The 13,384-nt window shown below is 64.5% G+C and carries 12 protein-coding genes; 9 read left to right on the top strand and 3 right to left on the bottom strand.

Annotated elements, in window-relative coordinates; all coding sequences use genetic code 11:
- Nucleotides 1–43: 43 nt before the first annotated feature.
- On the top strand, nucleotides 44–823 hold the full coding sequence (locus tag ABIA90_RS00500; RefSeq protein WP_028153549.1) for a class II aldolase/adducin family protein: 780 nt from the start codon (nucleotides 44–46) through the stop codon (nucleotides 821–823).
- Between the two features lie 294 nt (nucleotides 824–1,117).
- Here ABIA90_RS00500 and ABIA90_RS00495 read toward each other — a convergent pair whose 3' ends face one another.
- From ABIA90_RS00495 to ABIA90_RS00485, 3 genes are all read right to left on the bottom strand, one after another.
- Nucleotides 1,118–2,512 (bottom strand): M20/M25/M40 family metallo-hydrolase, encoded by a 1,395-nt coding sequence (locus tag ABIA90_RS00495; RefSeq protein WP_354116898.1) that lies wholly within the window; start codon nucleotides 2,510–2,512, stop codon nucleotides 1,118–1,120.
- A 24-nt stretch (nucleotides 2,513–2,536) separates the two neighbouring features.
- Nucleotides 2,537–3,820, bottom strand: a complete 1,284-nt coding sequence (locus ABIA90_RS00490; protein WP_354116897.1) for a glycosyltransferase family 87 protein — start codon at nucleotides 3,818–3,820, stop codon at nucleotides 2,537–2,539.
- Nucleotides 3,821–4,054: 234 nt separating this feature from the next.
- A complete protein-coding gene (locus ABIA90_RS00485; RefSeq protein ID WP_063984592.1) occupies nucleotides 4,055–5,680 on the bottom strand; it encodes a helicase HerA-like domain-containing protein in 1,626 nt (541 codons plus the stop codon).
- 348 nt (nucleotides 5,681–6,028) lie between these two features.
- On the opposite strand from ABIA90_RS00485, the gene ABIA90_RS00480 reads away from it, so the two are divergent.
- The 8 genes from ABIA90_RS00480 to scpA all read left to right on the top strand — a co-directional run bounded on the left by ABIA90_RS00480 (nucleotide 6,029) and on the right by scpA (nucleotide 13,373).
- On the top strand, nucleotides 6,029–6,394 hold the full coding sequence (locus tag ABIA90_RS00480) for a hypothetical protein (protein ID WP_063984593.1): 366 nt from the start codon (nucleotides 6,029–6,031) through the stop codon (nucleotides 6,392–6,394).
- A gap of 24 nt (nucleotides 6,395–6,418) precedes the next feature.
- Nucleotides 6,419–6,826 carry a DUF4332 domain-containing protein gene (locus ABIA90_RS00475; RefSeq protein WP_071915663.1) on the top strand — a complete coding sequence of 136 codons (408 nt, stop codon included), beginning with the start codon at nucleotides 6,419–6,421 and terminating at the stop codon, nucleotides 6,824–6,826.
- Nucleotides 6,827–7,055: 229 nt separating this feature from the next.
- Complete coding sequence (folP, locus tag ABIA90_RS00470; protein WP_354116896.1) at nucleotides 7,056–7,916, top strand: dihydropteroate synthase; 861 nt, start codon at nucleotides 7,056–7,058, stop codon at nucleotides 7,914–7,916.
- Entirely contained in the window at nucleotides 7,913–8,281 is a 369-nt protein-coding gene (gene folB / locus ABIA90_RS00465) for a dihydroneopterin aldolase (protein ID WP_008553485.1), read from the top strand. The genes folP and folB overlap by 4 nt, the downstream gene beginning before the upstream one ends.
- 1 nt (nucleotide 8,282) lies before the next feature.
- Entirely contained in the window at nucleotides 8,283–8,774 is a 492-nt protein-coding gene (gene folK, locus ABIA90_RS00460; RefSeq protein WP_354116895.1) for a 2-amino-4-hydroxy-6-hydroxymethyldihydropteridine diphosphokinase, read from the top strand.
- Nucleotides 8,775–8,859: 85 nt separating this feature from the next.
- Entirely contained in the window at nucleotides 8,860–10,731 is a 1,872-nt protein-coding gene (locus tag ABIA90_RS00455) for a methylmalonyl-CoA mutase family protein (RefSeq protein ID WP_354116894.1), read from the top strand.
- Nucleotides 10,728–11,192: a GFA family protein gene (locus ABIA90_RS00450; RefSeq protein ID WP_063984598.1), complete on the top strand. Its 465-nt coding sequence runs from the start codon at nucleotides 10,728–10,730 to the stop codon at nucleotides 11,190–11,192. Before ABIA90_RS00455 ends, ABIA90_RS00450 begins: the two co-directional genes overlap by 4 nt.
- Before the next feature lie 24 nt (nucleotides 11,193–11,216).
- The gene (scpA, locus tag ABIA90_RS00445; RefSeq protein ID WP_354116893.1) at nucleotides 11,217–13,373 is read left to right on the top strand and encodes a methylmalonyl-CoA mutase; all 2,157 of its coding nucleotides are present in this window, start codon (nucleotides 11,217–11,219) and stop codon (nucleotides 13,371–13,373) included.
- Nucleotides 13,374–13,384: the final 11 nt, after the last annotated feature.

Raw genomic sequence — 13,384 nt, 5'->3', positions numbered from 1 at the left:
CTACGCTCCCTCCCCGCAACAACGATGTTCGGAGAGATAAGCCATGTCGCCAGCGGAAGCGCGCCTGAAGGAAGTGCCGTCGAACATGACGGAGGCGGAGTGGCAGCAACGGGTCAATCTCGCCGCCTGCTACCGCCTCGTCTCGCTGTATGGCTGGGACGATCTGGTCGACACCCACATTTCGGCGCGCGTGCCCGGCCCCGACCATCACTTCCTCATCAACCCCTACGGACTGATGTTCGACGAGATCACGGCATCGAGCCTCGTCAAGGTCGACCTGCACGGCAACCAGCTCTCCGAGAGCGAGTACAGCATCAACCCGGCCGGCTTCACCATCCATTCGGCGATCCACGAGGTGCGCGAGGACGCAATCTGTGTGCTGCATCTCCACACGCTCGACGGCACCGCGGTGTCGAGCAGCGCGGAAGGGCTGCTGCCGCTCAACCAGACCGCCCAGCTCGTCACCCACGACCTCGCCTATCACGACTATGAGGGCATCGCACTCGACCACGACGAGCGGCCGCGGCTGCAGAAAGACCTCGGCGACCATAACCACATGCTGCTGCGTAACCACGGCACGCTGACGGTCGGCCGGTCGGTCGCCTCCGCGTTCGAGCGCATGTATCACCTCGAGCGCGCCTGCTCGATGCAGGTGCGCACGCGCGCGCTGGGCACGCCGGTCTATCCGGTCGAGGAGATTGCGATCGAGAAAAACACCGAGCTGCTCGCCAACCGCGACCGCGCCGAGCTCCGCGCCACCAACCTGGTCTGGCCGCCGCTGCTGCGCAAGCTCGACCGCGAGCTTCCGGGCTACCGGTCTTGAGATTTTCCGGATTTGGTGTAGGGTAGGTCTCAACACCCTCTACACGTTTCGGAATGAAACGCCGCCCAATTCCGGGCGGCGTTTTTATTTGCGCCGTCATTGCGAGGAGCGAAGCGACGAAGCAATCTAGACTATTTCCGGGATTCTGGATTGCTTCGCTTCGCTCGCAATGACGAGGAGAGGTCTCGTAGGGTGGGCAAAGGCGCATAGCGCCGTGCCCACCATCTTGCAGCTCGCCTGGGAAGTGGTGGGCACGCTACGCTTTGCCCACCCTACGGCACTACGGCACCGCGCCTACTTCACCTCGGCGAGCGCCGCGAGGATCCGCGCCCAGGAGCGGATCCCCTTCTGGAAACTGCGGAGGTCGTACTTCTCGTTGGGCGAATGGATGTTGTCGTCGTCCAATCCGAAGCCGACCAGCAGCGAGTCGAGTCCAAGCGTCCGCTTGAAATCGGCGACGATCGGGATCGAGGCGCCCGAACCCATCAGTACGGTCTCCTTGCCCCACTCCTCGGTCAGCGCCTTGCTGGCGGCCGCGAGCGGTTTCATGTTCCAGTCGAGCGCCACCGCGGGCGCGGCGGAGTGATCGCCGAACTCGACCTTGCAGTCGCCGGGGATACGCGCCGTCACGTAGTCGCGAAAAGCCTTGCGGATCTTCTGGGGGTCCTGCCCCTCGACCAGGCGGAACGAGACCTTGGCCGAGGCGTGCGACGGGATCACCGTCTTGGAGCCTTCGCCGATATAGCCGCCCCAGATGCCGTTGACGTCGCAGGTCGGACGCGACGAGGCCTGCTCGATCAGCAGCCGGCCCTTCTCGCCGGCGGGGATCGACAGACCGATCGGCTTGAGGAACATCTCCGGCGTGAGGTTCAGCTTCTTCCACTGCTCCAGGATATCGGGCGGCAGATCCTTCACGCCGTCATAGAAGCCGGGGATGGTGATGCGGTTGTCGTCGTCGAACAGGCCGCCCAGGATTTTCGTCAGCACCCGGATCGGGTTCATCGCGCTGCCGCCGAACACGCCGGAATGCAAATCACGATTGGCGGCGGTGATCTTCAGCTCCTCATAGAGCAGACCGCGCAGCGACGTCGTGATCGCGGGCGTGTTGCGATCCCACATGCCGGTGTCGCAGACCAGCACGTAGTCCGCTTTGAACTCGTCCTTGTTGGCCTCGATGAACGGCACGAAATTCTTGGAGCCGACCTCCTCCTCGCCTTCGATCAGGAAGGTGATGTCGATCGGCAGCGAGCCCGTCACTTTCTTCCAGGCGCGGCAGGCCTCGACGAAGGTCATGACCTGGCCCTTGTCGTCCTCGGCACCGCGCGCGACGATGATCTTGCGGCCGTCGGCATGGTCGGTCACGGCAGGCTCGAACGGCGGACGGTGCCAGAGATCGAGCGGATCGACCGGCTGCACGTCGTAATGGCCGTAGAAAATCACATGCGGCCGTCCGCCCGCCCCGGTCTTGCCGACGATGGCGGGATGGCCGGCGGTCGGGCGCACTTCAGTGGCGACACCGAGGCTCGCGATGTCCTTGGCGAGATGCTCGGCCGCGGCCTTGCAGTCGGCGGCAAAAGCCGGATCCGCAGAGATCGACTTGATCCGCAACAGCGAGAACAGACGCTCCAGGCTGTTGTCAAAATCCTTGTCGATGTGATCGAGCACCGATTGAAGCTGCGCATTGGCCATGGTCGTATTCCTGACTTTTGAGTCTCAAGAGGTACCGGGTTTTAGCGCTGCCGCCGCCTCGGAGCCAGCCGCAACCGGCGGATGCCGGATGTGCCATGCGAGGCTACCCGCAAGAATGGCGGTCGCGACAAGGTTATTGCCCCAGGCCTGGATGACATTGGGAAACCACGGCAGCGACAGCAGCATGAGGATGCCGGCGGCGCCCAGCGCGAGCCAGGTTCCCAGCCGCACGTTCGGTCGCGCGTCGAAGGCGGCGCGATGCATCAGCACCGTCATCGGGAAGAACAGCCACATGAAGTAGTATTGCCGCGCCAGCGGCGATGCAACCGTCATCAGGCAGAACAGGATGCCGAGCTCCTCCGCATCCGAGCGCGCCGTTCGCCGCGCTTGCCGCGGCATCAGCGCGAGGAAGCCGAGCCCGAGCAACGCCGACAACGCCAGCACGATCAAGTTCGCCGTCTTGTAGTCGACGTCGATGACATTCATCGTGCGCGGCGGCTTGCTGGGATCCTCCTGATTGTAGTTGATCGGCCGGACCAGACGGTGCGTGACGGCAATGAGGGACTGGTTGACCCACGACCAGTTCTGCTCGTCGCGCTGGCCAAAGCCCTTTTCCGAGCTCGTGCCGACCATGCCCTGATACCAGGTCTTGAGCTCGGCCGCGTTGCGCTCGAAGCCGCGGATCGGTGCAGGCACGACATAGAGAAGGATGCCGGTGAAAGCGACCGTCGCGACGGTGGCCGCCCACTTCCTGCGCCAGATCAGATAGGGCAGCACCGCGATCGGAAACACCTTGATGGCGGTGGCGAGCGCGAACAGGAAGCCTGCGAGCCAGGAGCGCTGATGCTGCAACGACCAGAAGCCCCACAGCATCATCGCCAGCAGCACGAGGTTCGGCTGGCCGAGGTCGAACATGTCGAACACGAAGGTCACGGTGACCATGGCCGGCAGCGCTTCGAGCCACGGGCCGGGCCTGCGGCCCGATCCCGTCATGGCATTGGAGAAGTTGCCCGTGTACCACCACGCCACCACGTTCAGGATCGACAGCACGACATAGAGCGGGATCTTGCCGAACCAGCTCGGGATCGCCAGCAGGATCGCCGGCAGCGGTGGATAGATGAATTCGAAATACTCGCCGATCTCGTCGGGATAGAGCGCCCCGCCGTGGAGGACCTGCTGTCCGGCCCAGTACCACAGCCCATAATCCTTGGTCTTGCCGTGGCCGAATATCTCGGGAACGAGCACGTCGGCGGTCAGGAGGACGCAGCAGATCAGGAAGAGCAGATCGAGCGGCGCACGTAGCGACAAGGCTCTGTGCGGGCCAAGTTTGTCTGATAGATTCGGTGATGTCACATTATGTCCCGTCGGCAACAAATAGCACGTAGCAGACCGACGGACGCTTGGAGAACCCCCCTCACCTGAATTTATGGTGTTCGGCCTCGCCCGGCGTGCGGGGCAATCGCATCCAAATACTCGCGAGATTTCGTCATGCCCGGGCTTGACGCAGTGGAGGCTTTAGTGCCTCAAATCCGGCTTCCCTGCCTACCTTCGCAGCAGCCCGCCGAGCGCGCCTCGCACCAGGGTGCGGCCGATCGAGCCACCGAGCTGGCCGGCGACCGATTTGCCGAGATTGGCCGCCATCCCCCCGATCACCTGGTTGGTGACCGATCGCGTCACGTCGCGCGCAATGACCTGGCCCGCGGACAGGCGGCCGCGCTTGACGTTGGTGCCGAAGATGGTGCCGACCATCGAGCCGATCTGGCCGAGGATGCCGCCACCACCTCCGTCGGCCGCACCGGCATCGGCAGTCGCGGCCGTGCCGGCAATCCGCTTCTGGATCATCTCGTAGGCGGATTCGGCATCGACAGCGGTGTCGTATTTGCCCTTCACCGGGCTCGCATCCATGATCGCCTTGCGCTCTTCCGGCGTGATCGATCCGATGCGGGCCGATGGCGGCCGAATCATGACACGCTCGACCATCGTCGGCGTGCCGTTGCCTTCGAGGAAGGACACCAGCGCCTCGCCCTTGCCGAGCTCCATGATCACCTTGGCGGTGTCGAGCTTCGGGTTGGGCCGGAAGGTCTGGGCCGCTGCGGCGACCGCCTTCTGGTCGCGCGGGGTGAACGCACGCAGCGCATGCTGCACGCGGTTGCCCAATTGCCCGAGCACGCGGTCGGGCACGTCGACGGGGTTTTGCGTCACGAAATAGACGCCGACGCCCTTGGATCGGATCAAACGCACCACCTGCTCGATCTTGTCCATCAACGCCTTCGGCGCGTCGTTGAACAACAGATGTGCCTCGTCGAAGAAGAACACCAGCTTCGGCTTCGGCAGGTCGCCGGCCTCGGGCAGCTCCTCGAACAATTCTGACAGCATCCACAGCAGGAATGTCGCGTAAAGCCGTGGACTCTGCAGCAGCTTGTCGGCAACAAGGATGTTGACCATGCCGCGGCCGTCGCGGTCGGTCTTCATGAAGTCCTTCAGCGTCAGCGCCGGCTCGCCGAAGAATTTGGTGCCGCCCTGGTTTTCCAGCACCAGAAGCTGGCGCTGGATGGTGCCGACGGTGGCCTTGGTGACGTTGCCAAAACCCTGAGCCTCCTTCTTGATGTCGGCAAGCGGGCTTTCCTCGGCGTCCGCCCCCTTCTTGCCGGCATCCGGCACGATGGCATCGAGCAGCGCGCGCAGATCCTTCATGTCGATGAGGGTCAGCCCGTTGTCGTCGGCGACGCGGAAGGCGACGTTGAGCACTCCTTCCTGCACGTCGTTCAGGTCGAGCATGCGCGCGAGCAGAAGCGGCCCCATCTCCGTGACGGTCGCCCGCACCGGATGGCCCTGTTCGCCGAACACGTCCCAGAACACCGTCGAGAACTGGTCGGGCTGGAACGTCAGCCCCATCTCGGTGGCACGCTTGACAATGAAATCCTTGGCCTCGCCGACCTCGGAGATGCCGGAGAGGTCGCCCTTGATGTCGGATGCGAAGACCGGAACGCCGGCGCGCGCAAATCCTTCCGCCATGACTTGCAGCGATACCGTCTTACCGGTCCCGGTTGCACCCGTGACGAGGCCGTGGCGATTGGCAAGCGCCAGCGTCAGCCATGCCTGCTCGTCTCCCTTGCCGACGAAGATCTTGTCGTCGGTGTCGCCGAGCTTGCTGTCCTGTGCGGTCATGCTTCTCTCTGATCTCTCTGCCGTGTTTCGCCTATTGAAACTCGAATGCACCTGCTCCGTAGTTTAACGCATGTCGCGTGCGGATTAAAACCGTTCAACGCGCCCCGAGCATGCGACATTGTCGGAAACATACCGCCGACATCAGCCGAAAGTAGGAATGACGCGTTCGCACCGCGGCAATTTTTCGCTGAATCCATCTCCACTCTTGCATCGTTGCAACACTTTTCGCGCCTTCGAGAGTGAATCGGAACCTTGCGTACGTTCATCGCTTGTATTTCACATCGCTCCGGATCAAGATCATTTCGGAAGCAATACTCGGGCATGCAAACCGGCTGAGGGGCGGGCCTTATGGACGAGCTGATCGGGCGGCTGGCGTCGAACGCCAGCATAGATGGTGCTGTGGCTGAAAAGACCGTCGGCATTATCCTGGGCTTCCTCCGCAGCGAAGGTCCTTCCGAGAACGTCGAAGCGCTGATCGATCAGATTCCCGGTGCAGAAGCGGCGATAGAAGCGTCCAGGAGCGGCGGCGGACTGTCGCGGCTGATGGGCGGCGGCCTGATGGCCGTCGGCACGCGCCTGATGGGCCTGGGACTTGGCATGTCCGAGATTCAGAACGTTGCCCGTGAACTTTTCCGCTACGGCCGAGACAAAATCGGAGCGGATCAGATGGGCAAGATCATCGCGGGGACGCCGGGCCTCAGCCAGTTCGCCTGAGCGACGCTTTTCATATCGAGTATCATGACATATCCGATCTCCGAGATTGAGGGCCTGCCAGCCTTTGCCGCCAACAAATTGAAGGCGCAAGGAATCCGCACGACCGACGCGCTGCTCGAGGCGGCCTCAACCGTGAAGGGTCGCAAGGCGCTCGCCGCCAAGACCGGCATCAGCGAGCAGCAGTTGCTGGAATGGGCCAACGTCTCCGACTACATGCGCATTCCCGGGATGGGCCGGGCCAAGGTCGGCCTCGTCCGCGCCGCCGGCGTCACCACCGTGCGCGAGCTCGCTTATCGGAATCCGGCACGGCTCGCCCAGAGCATGCGGGAAGCCAACGTGAAGAAGAAGCTCGTCCGCATCCTGCCCTCGGAAAAATCGGTCGGCGACATCATCGCCAAGGCGAAGAAGCTGCCGCCGAAGATTACGTATTAGGGCATCTCCCTCGGCATACGACCTGCCGCGTTAGCTCTCGGTGTCATACCCCGCGAAGGCGGGGTATCCAGTACGCTGCGGCTCCTCCGTATCACCGCACGGCCTCGGAGTACTGGATTGCCCGCTTTCGCGGGCAATGACAGTGGAGGCGATCGATGCTCCGCGAACACATCGACATTCGCCACCTCCCACCTTGAATCCCCCCTCCCCGACCGCTAAAGCGGGCCGCATGAATGCCTCGCCCTCCCCATCCGTCCGGCCGGCCGGCTCGGCCGGGCCCGACGTGCTGCGGACGCTGCTGGAGCGGCCGATTCCGGCAGTGATGGGCGTGCTCAACGTCACCCCGGATTCCTTCTCCGATGGCGGCGAGTTCATCGCGCCGGAGCTGGCGCTTGCGCGGGCGCGGGCGATGATCGAGGCCGGCGTCGACATCATCGACATCGGCGCCGAGTCCACCCGGCCCTACACGGGCGCCCGGCCGGTGACGGCGGCGGACGAGCTGGCGCGGCTGAAGCCGGTGTTGTCAGGCGTGGTGGCGCTGGGCGTGCCCGTGTCGATCGACAGCATGAAGGCTGAAGTCGTGGCCTTTGCGCTCGACCAGGGCGCTGCGATCGCCAACGACGTCTGGGGCCTGCAGCGCGACACCGGCATGGCACAGCTCATCGCCGCGCGCGGCGTCCCCGTCATCGTCATGCACAACCGCGAGACCGTCGATTCCGCCATCGACATCGTCGCAGACATGAAGGCGTTCTTCCTGCGCTCGCTCGATATCGCCGCCAAGGCCGGCATTGCGCGCGAAAAAATCGTGCTCGATCCCGGCATCGGCTTCGGCAAGACGGCCGAGCAGAGCATGATTGCGCTGGCGCGGCTGCGCGAATTCGACATGTTCGGCCTGCCGGTCCTGGTCGGCGCTTCGCGCAAGCGCTTCATCGCCTCGGCGTCGCCCTCGGAGCCGAAAGAACGGCTCGCCGGCTCGATCGCCGCGCATCTGATCGCCGCACAGCGCGGCGCCAAAATCATCCGCACGCATGACGTCGCCGAGACCTTGCAGGCCCTGCGGGTCGCGAACGCAATCGAGAGCAAGCAATGACCGATACGATCTTCGTCACCGGCCTGTCGATCCACGCCCGCCACGGCGTGATGGATCACGAGACCGAAGTCGGCCAGCGCTTCGTCATCGATCTCGAGCTCTATACCGATTTGTCGGAGCCGTCGCGTAGCGACCGGCTCGCCGATACGGTGTCCTACGCCGAAGTCGTGGCGACCACGACGGCGGCGTTCAAGAATACAAATTACAAGCTGCTGGAGCGGGCGGCCGGCGCGGTCGCCGATGCCATCCTGTCGCATTTCCCGCGCATCCGCGCCGTGAAGATCACCGTGCACAAGCCGCATGCGCCGATCGCCGCGATCTTCGACGACGTCGGCATCATGCTGACGCGCTCGCGGCATCCCTGAGATGGCGAGTGTGCTCATCGCCCTCGGCGGCAATGTCGGCGATGTCCGCGCGACGTTCCGGAAGGCGATCTCGCACATCTGCGGCATGGCGCAAGCCGCGCTGATCGCGCGCTCCTCGGACTATGCGACGCCGCCCTGGGGCGACGAGAACCAGGATCCCTTCATCAATGCCTGCGTCGAGATCGAGACCAGCCTCGATCCGCATGCGCTCCTGTTCGTGATGCAGAAGGTCGAGCAGAAATTCGGCCGCACACGGAACAAGGAGCGGCAATGGGGCCCGCGCACGCTCGATCTCGACATGATCGCCTATGACGATGTGTCGCTACACAAGCCCGACCTGACCTTGCCGCATCCACGCCTGTTCGAGCGCGCCTTCGTGCTGGTGCCGCTGGCTGAAATCGCGCCCGACCGCGTGATCTCAGGCATACGTGTGCGTGACGGGCTTGCCAGCGTCTCGACGCAAGGCATTGAGCGGCTTCCGGATACCGGTTAACCAAAAACAACCGTTTGCAGCGACGGCCGGCCGTGGCAATTTCGCCTGCGAACGAACAACAAGATTTTTGGGAGCCCTTGGCCGTATGACCTCCGTGACTGACGACCTGCCGCTGGCGGCCGATTTTCCCAAGGCGACCGTCGACGACTGGCGCAAGCTGGTCGACGGCGTGCTGAAGGGCGCGCCGTTCGAGAAGCTGGTCGGCAAGACTTATGACGGCCTCAAGATCGACCCGCTCTATCCGCGCGCCAGGGGCGTTGCGCCCGTGGTGGGACGGCCTGCCGCCGCGCCGTGGCAGATCATGCAGCGGATCGACCATCCCGATGCGGCGCTCGCGAATGCGCAGGCGCTGACCGATCTCGAAAATGGCGCGACGGGTCTCGCACTGGTGTTCGCCGGCGGCAGTGGCGCTCACGGGTTCGGGCTGGAACCTTCGGCCGATGCGGTCGCCAAGGTCTTCAAGGATATTCATCTCGATGCCGGCATCGGCATCGAGCTCCAGATCGGTCCGCAATCGCGGATGGCGGCGATCCATGTCGCGGAATATGTGAAGAGCAACGGCCTTGATCCCTCCGCCTGCAACATCCGCTTCGGGCTCGATCCGCTCGCGGCCGGCGCGGCGTGGGGTCACAGCCCCTACACATGGGACGAGATCGTTCCGGCCGTCACCGGCGCCATCAAGGGGCTCGCCGCGCTCGGCTTCACGGGACCGTTCGCATCCGCCGACGGGCGCGTGATCCACGATGCCGGCGGCTCCGAGGTGCAGGAGCTCGCGTTCGTGCTGGCCTGCGGCGTCGCCTATCTGCGCGCGATCGAAGGTGCCGGCGTTCCGCTGGAGCAGGCGCAGGGAATGATCTATGCGCGGCTCTCTGCGGATGCCGACCAGTTTTTGACCATGGCAAAATTCCGCGCGCTGCGGCTGCTGTGGGCGCGCATCGAGACGGCGTGCGGGCTGACGCCGAAGCCGCTGTTCATTGCCGCCGATACGGCCTGGCGCATGCTGACGCAGCGCGATCCTTACGTGAACATGCTGCGCGCGACCATCGCGACATTTGCGGCCGGGCTCGCCGGCGCCAATGCGATCACCGTGCTGCCGCATACGCTGGCGCTCGGGCTGCCCGATCCGTTCGCGCGGCGCGTAGCGCGCAACACGCAAGCCCTGCTGCTGGAGGAAAGCAACCTCGCCAAGGTCAGCGATCCCGCCGCCGGCGCAGGCGGCATCGAGACATTGACCGCACAGCTTTGCGACGCCGCCTGGGTGCTGTTCCAGGAGAGCGAGAAAGCCGGCGGCGCCTTCGCCGCGCTTCAGCAAGGTCTGTTCCAGAGCAAGGTCGCGGCCGCGCGAAAGGCGCGCGACGCCAACATCGCAAAGCGCCGCGACGTGCTGACAGGCGCCAGCGAGTTTCCCAACCTGCATGAGCGCGAGACGGCCGTGCTGACGGCAACGCCGGTCGCGCTCGCGCCTTACGGCGAGCAGAAATACAAGTTCGACGCGCTGCCGCCGATCCGGCTTGCGGAACCGTTCGAGGCGTTGCGCGACAAATCCGATGCGGCGCTGAAGGCGCGCGGTGCGCGGCCAAAGGTGTTTCTGGCCAATCTCGGCACGCCCGCCGATTTCACGGCGCGGGCGACCTTTGCCAAGAGCTTGTTCGAGGCCGGCGGCATCCAGGCAATCGACAGCGAGGGCTTTGCCGATCCGGCCAAACTGGGCGCCGCGTTCAAGGCCTCCGGCGCCGAGCTTGCCTGTCTTTGTTCCAGCGACAAGGTCTATCCGGAACACGCCGACGCCGCGGCGAAGGCCCTGCAAACGGCGGGCGCGCGACATATCTATCTGGCAGGCCGTCCGACCGATGCCGAGGCGGCGCTCCGTGCGGCCGGCGTCACGGGTTTTGTCTTCGCCGGAGGCGATGCGCTTGCGACACTGCAAGACGCCTACCGACGGATGGAGCAGGCATGAGCGAGGCGGGCAAACCAGTTTTCACCGGCGGCTGCCAATGCGGCGCGGTGCGCTTTGCGATTTCGGCAACCCCCAACAGGGTTTCGATCTGCCATTGCCGGATGTGCCAGAAGGCGAGCGGCGCGCCGTTCGCGTCCTTCGCCGACATCAACCGGACGGATTTCGCCTGGAGCAAGGGGCAGCCGGCGTTCTTCCGCTCCTCCTCGATCGCTGATCGCGGCTATTGCGCCGCCTGCGGCACGCCGCTGAGCTTTGGCCGCATCGACGGCGACCGGATCGAGATCATGACCGGCGCCTTCGACCGGCCCGACCAGTTGGTGCCGACGCGCCAATACGGAACTGAATCCCGCCTCGGCTGGGTGGTCGGAATCTCCAATTTGCCGAGCCAGACCACGCAACAGAATTACGGACCGGAGAAGATGGCGACCATCGTCAGCCATCAACATCCGGATCATGATTGAGCGTCTAATGATATGGTTGAAACCATGAGCCGCATTCCTGATTTCGCCGACGTCGCCTTCGAGCGCATCGCTACCGCCGCGCCGACCGGCAATGCTGAGCCGTGGCTGACGCCCGAGGGCATTCTGGTGAAGCCCGCTTACGGCGAGGCCGATCTCGCCGGGCTCGATTTCCTCGAGACCTATCCCGGCATCGCGCCTTACCTGCGCGGCCCCTACCCGACCATGTATGTCAACCAGCCCTGGACTGTCCGGCAATATGCCGGCTTCTCCACGGCGGAGGATTCCAACGCGTTCTACCGCCGCAATCTCGCGGCCGGACAGAAAGGCCTTTCGGTCGCCTTCGATCTCGCCACCCATCGCGGCTATGACTCAGATCATCCGCGCGTCGGCGGCGACGTCGGCATGGCCGGCGTTGCCATCGATTCCATCTACGACATGCGCACGCTGTTTGCAGGCATTCCGCTCGACCAGATGAGCGTGTCCATGACCATGAACGGCGCGGTGCTGCCGATCCTCGCGCTCTATGTCGCGGCCGCAGGCGAACAGGGCGTGGCGCCAGAAAAGCTCTCAGGGACGATTCAGAACGACATTCTGAAAGAGTTCATGGTGCGCAACACCTACATCTACCCGCCCGCGCCCTCGATGCGGATCATCTCGGACATCTTCGCCTACACCTCCTCGAAGATGCCAAAGTACAATTCGATCTCGATCTCCGGCTATCACATGCAGGAGGCCGGCGCGACGCAGGATCTCGAGCTCGCCTATACGCTGGCCGACGGCGTCGAATATCTGCGTGCCGGTCTTGCCGCCGGCCTCGACGTCGACCGCTTCGCGCCGCGCCTGTCGTTCTTCTGGGCGATCGGCATGAACTTCTTCATGGAAGTCGCCAAGATGCGCGCCGCGCGCCTGCTCTGGGCGAAGCTGCTGAAGCCCTTTAACCCGAAGGACCCGCGCTCGCTCTCGCTGCGCACGCATTGTCAGACCTCGGGCTGGTCTCTGACCGCGCAGGACGTCTTCAACAACGTGATGCGCACGACGGTGGAGGCGATGGCGGCCACCCAAGGCCACACCCAGTCGCTGCACACCAACGCGCTCGACGAGGCCCTCGCCTTGCCGACCGACTTCTCGGCGCGCATCGCCCGCAACACCCAGCTCTTCCTGCAGCAGGAGAGCGGCACCACCCGCATCATCGATCCCTGGGGCGGCTCGTATTATGTCGAGCGGCTGACGCGCGATCTCGCCGCGAAGGCGTGGGGCCACATCCAGGAGGTCGAGGAGCTTGGCGGCATGGCCAAGGCCATCGAGGCCGGCGTGCCAAAGCTGCGCATCGAGGAGGCCTCGGCCAAGACGCAAGCCCGGATCGATGCCGGCAAGCAGGCGGTGATCGGCGTCAACAAGTACAAGCCGACGGATGAGGCTCCCATCGACATCCTCAAGGTCGACAACACCAACGTCCGCCGCCTCCAGATCGACAAGCTGACGCGGCTGAAATCCGAGCGCAACCAGACCGACGTCGACGCGGCGCTTGCCGCGCTGACGCGCTCGGCCGGCGAAGGCAACGGCAATCTGCTCGCGCTCGCAATCGACGCGGCACGGGCGAAGGCGACCGTCGGCGAAATCTCGGACGCGATGGAAAAGGTGTTCGGCCGGCACCGCGCCGAGATCAAGTCCATCACCGGCGTCTACAAGCGGGAGGCGTCCAGCATGGGTAACCAGGTCGAGAAGGTTCAGGCGCTGATCGACGCCTTCGAGGAGGCGGAAGGCCGCCGGCCGCGCATCCTGGTCGCCAAGATCGGCCAGGACGGCCACGACCGCGGCCAGAAGGTGATTGCCTCGGCCTTCGCCGACATCGGCTTCGACGTCGACATCGGGCCGCTGTTTGCAACTGCCGACGAAGCTGCGCGGCAGGCGGTCGAGAACGACGTCCACATCCTCGGCGTCTCCTCGCTCGCCGCCGCCCATCTCACCGCAGTGCCTGAACTCAAGGCCGCGCTGAAGAAACAGGGCCGCGACGACATCATGATCATCATCGGCGGCGTGGTGCCGCCGCAGGATTACGACGCGCTTTACGCCGCCGGGGCCGAGGCGATCTTCCCGCCTGGCACGGTGATCGCGGAAGCCGCCGAGGAGCTGATCCGCAAGCTGAATGCCCGGCTCGGGCATAGCGAGGCGGCGGAGTAGATGGTACGCTG

Origin of the sequence: Bradyrhizobium sp. LA6.8, assembly GCF_040547935.1 — a bacterium.
Lineage (GTDB): Bacteria > Pseudomonadota > Alphaproteobacteria > Rhizobiales > Xanthobacteraceae > Bradyrhizobium > Bradyrhizobium barranii.
This window is presented reverse-complemented; position numbering and strand designations above follow the sequence as displayed.

Bases quoted from the DNA above. Each gene is read 5' to 3' on its own strand.
- ABIA90_RS00500 (WP_028153549.1), top strand. From the start codon at position 44: ATGTCGCCAGCGGAAGCGCGCCTGAAGGAAGTGCCGTCGAACATGACG.
- ABIA90_RS00495 (WP_354116898.1), bottom strand. From the start codon at position 2,512: ATGGCCAATGCGCAGCTTCAATCGGTGCTCGATCACATCGACAAGGAT.
- ABIA90_RS00485 (WP_063984592.1), bottom strand. From the start codon at position 5,680: ATGACCGCACAGGACAGCAAGCTCGGCGACACCGACGACAAGATCTTC.
- ABIA90_RS00480 (WP_063984593.1), top strand. From the start codon at position 6,029: ATGGACGAGCTGATCGGGCGGCTGGCGTCGAACGCCAGCATAGATGGT.
- ABIA90_RS00475 (WP_071915663.1), top strand. From the start codon at position 6,419: ATGACATATCCGATCTCCGAGATTGAGGGCCTGCCAGCCTTTGCCGCC.
- folP (WP_354116896.1), top strand. From the start codon at position 7,056: ATGAATGCCTCGCCCTCCCCATCCGTCCGGCCGGCCGGCTCGGCCGGG.
- folB (WP_008553485.1), top strand. From the start codon at position 7,913: ATGACCGATACGATCTTCGTCACCGGCCTGTCGATCCACGCCCGCCAC.
- folK (WP_354116895.1), top strand. From the start codon at position 8,283: ATGGCGAGTGTGCTCATCGCCCTCGGCGGCAATGTCGGCGATGTCCGC.
- ABIA90_RS00455 (WP_354116894.1), top strand. From the start codon at position 8,860: ATGACCTCCGTGACTGACGACCTGCCGCTGGCGGCCGATTTTCCCAAG.
- ABIA90_RS00450 (WP_063984598.1), top strand. From the start codon at position 10,728: ATGAGCGAGGCGGGCAAACCAGTTTTCACCGGCGGCTGCCAATGCGGC.
- scpA (WP_354116893.1), top strand. From the start codon at position 11,217: ATGAGCCGCATTCCTGATTTCGCCGACGTCGCCTTCGAGCGCATCGCT.